At 61.5% G+C, this 2,605-nt stretch carries 2 protein-coding genes; both read left to right on the top strand.

The window, feature by feature from the left end; all coding sequences use genetic code 11:
* Positions 1-115 precede the first annotated feature (115 nt).
* Entirely contained in the window at positions 116-1,615 is a 1,500-nt protein-coding gene (gene istA, locus APH34_RS28270; protein ID WP_024012635.1) for an IS21-like element ISPst3 family transposase, read from the top strand.
* A complete protein-coding gene (gene istB / locus APH34_RS28265; RefSeq protein WP_010454871.1) occupies positions 1,608-2,411 on the top strand; it encodes an IS21-like element ISPst3 family helper ATPase IstB in 804 nt (267 codons plus the stop codon). The genes istA and istB overlap by 8 nt, the downstream gene beginning before the upstream one ends.
* Positions 2,412-2,605: the final 194 nt, after the last annotated feature.

Here is a 2,605-nt window from a genome sequence, read left to right as displayed (position 1 = left end):
TGTTGCCGCTGACCGAAAACTGACCCAGTAGAGGCTGTTCTGCCGACTGAAAACTGACCCAGGTGTTCAACTGCTTCTGCTCAATTTTTGAGCAGGAGAACACAGGGTGATCAGTATGGAAATGATGGGCAAAATTCGCCGGATGTATTTCCGCGACAAGCTGTCGCTGCATGAGATAGCCAAGCGCACCGGGTTGGCGCGCAACACGATTCGCAAGTGGGTCAGAGCACCTGAGGCCAAGCCGCCGGTCTACCAACGCCGCGCGATCTTCAACAAACTCAGCCCTTTTCACGCCACGCTGGAGCAGGCGCTAAAAGCCGATTCGCTGCGGCCCAAGCAACAGCGGCGCAGTGCCAAGGCGCTGTTGGCGCAAATCAAAGCCGAAGGTTATGACGGTGGCTACAGCCAGCTCACCGCGTTTATCCGTGCCTGGCGAGGGGGACAGGGCAAGGCGTCGCAGGCCTTTGTGCCGCTGACCTTTGCTCTTGGCGAGGCGTTTCAGTTTGACTGGAGCGAGGAAGGCTTGCTGGTCGGCGGCATTTACCGGCGTATGCAGGTGGCACATCTGAAGCTGTGTGCCAGCCGTGCGTTCTGGCTTGTGGCGTATCCGAGCCAGGGCCATGAGATGTTATTTGACGCCCATACACGCTCGTTCGGCTCCTTGGGCGGCGTGCCGCGCCGGGGCATCTACGACAACATGAAGACCGCCGTCGACAAGGTCAATAAGGGCAAAGGCCGGGCGGTGAATGCGCGCTTTGCGGTGATGTGCGCGCATTACCTGTTCGATCCGGACTTCTGCAACGTCGCCGCTGGTTGGGAAAAGGGCATCGTTGAAAAGAACGTGCAAGACAGCCGCAGGCGTATCTGGCTAGACGCCCAGGACTGCCAGTTTCACTCCTTCGAGGAACTCAATGCCTGGCTGGGCCAGCGCTGCCGCGCGCTTTGGAACGAGCTGACGCACCCTCAATACAGCGGGCTGAGTGTGGCCGAAGTGCTGGAGTTGGAGCGCGCTGAACTGATGCCTGTGCCAGCGCCATTCGACGGTTACGTCGAGCGGCCTGCGCGGGTCTCCAGCACCTGCCTGGTCAGCGTCGGGCGCAACCGCTACTCGGTGCCGTGTGAGTACGCGGGTAAGTGGGTCAGCAGCCGTTTGTATCCGACGCGAATCGAGGTGGTGGCTGACGACGCGCTGATCGCCAGCCATGTCCGCTTGCTGGATCGCGACCAGGTCAGCTATGACTGGCAGCACTACCTCCCGCTGATCGAACGCAAGCCCGGTGCGCTGCGCAACGGCGCGCCCTTTGCTGATCTGCCGGCGCCGCTGCGTCAGCTTAAGCACGGTCTGGGGCGTCATGCCGGCGGTGACCGGATCATGGCGCAAGTTCTGGCTGCCGTACCGGTCGCCGGGCTCGATGCGGTGCTGGTGGCTGTTGAGCTGGTACTGGAAAGCGGCAGCCTGAGCGCCGAACACATCCTCAATGTCGTGGCGCGCCTGGCCGCGACCGAACCACCACCCAGCGTCGAAACCCACTTGTCGCTCAAGGAAGCCCCCGTCGCTAACACGGCGCGCTACGACCGCCTGCGTGGCCAGACCGAGGAGATCGGTCATGCGTGATTTGATGGCGGAACTCAAGGAGCTGCGCCTGCACGGCATGGCCACGGCCTGGGCGGAGTTGACTGCGCAGGGTGAGTCGAACACAGCCTCGTCCAAGTGGCTGCTCGAACACCTGCTGGAACAAGAGCACACAGATCGCGCCATGCGCTCGGTGAGCCACCAGATGAACATGGCCAAGCTGCCGATGCACCGCGACCTGGCCGGCTTCGACTTCAGCGCCTCCAGCGCAGACGCTCGTTTGATCAGCGAACTGGCCAGTCTGGCCTTTACCGACACCGCGCAGAACGTGGTGCTGATCGGTGGGCCTGGCACCGGTAAAACCCACCTGGCCACTGCGCTGGCCGTGTCCGGCATCACCCGGCACGGCAAGCGCGTGCGCTTCTACTCCACGGTCGATCTGGTCAATCTGCTGGAGCGCGAAAAGCACGACGGCAAAGCCGGGCGGATCGCCCAAGCTCTGCTGCGCATGGATCTGGTCATCCTCGACGAACTGGGTTATCTGCCCTTCAGCCAGGCCGGCGGTGCGTTGCTGTTTCACCTGCTATCCAAGCTGTACGAACACACCAGCGTGGTGATCACCACCAACCTGAGCTTCGCCGAATGGTCGAGCGTGTTCGGCGACGCCAAGATGACCACCGCCCTGCTGGATCGGCTGACCCACCACTGCCACATCGTCGAAACCGGTAACGAGTCCTATCGCCTGCAACACAGTAGCTTGGCGGCCCAGGCCAAGATCAAATCACGGGAGCGAAAGCGTAAGGGCGGCCAGGAACCGGAGGACGATGAGCCGTTCTGATTTCATGGCGACGACGGCCTGCTACATGGCTGCGTGTGGCAGGTCTTAAACAACTGAACTGGGCTAGCGAAGGAGTGGGGGCAACAGCAGCTGCGCTGGTAGACTTATCCACAGTTGCTGGTAACAAAATCAGCAATCCGCCCTGGGTCAAATTTCAATCGGCAGGGTGGGTCAATTTTCCATCAGCGCCAACA

This window comes from Pseudomonas sp. NBRC 111131, from assembly GCF_001320525.1.
In the GTDB taxonomy this organism is placed as follows: Bacteria; Pseudomonadota; Gammaproteobacteria; order Pseudomonadales; family Pseudomonadaceae; genus Aquipseudomonas; species Aquipseudomonas ceruminis.
Note: the sequence above shows the minus strand (reverse complement) of the source record. Positions and strands in the feature narration are given on the sequence as shown.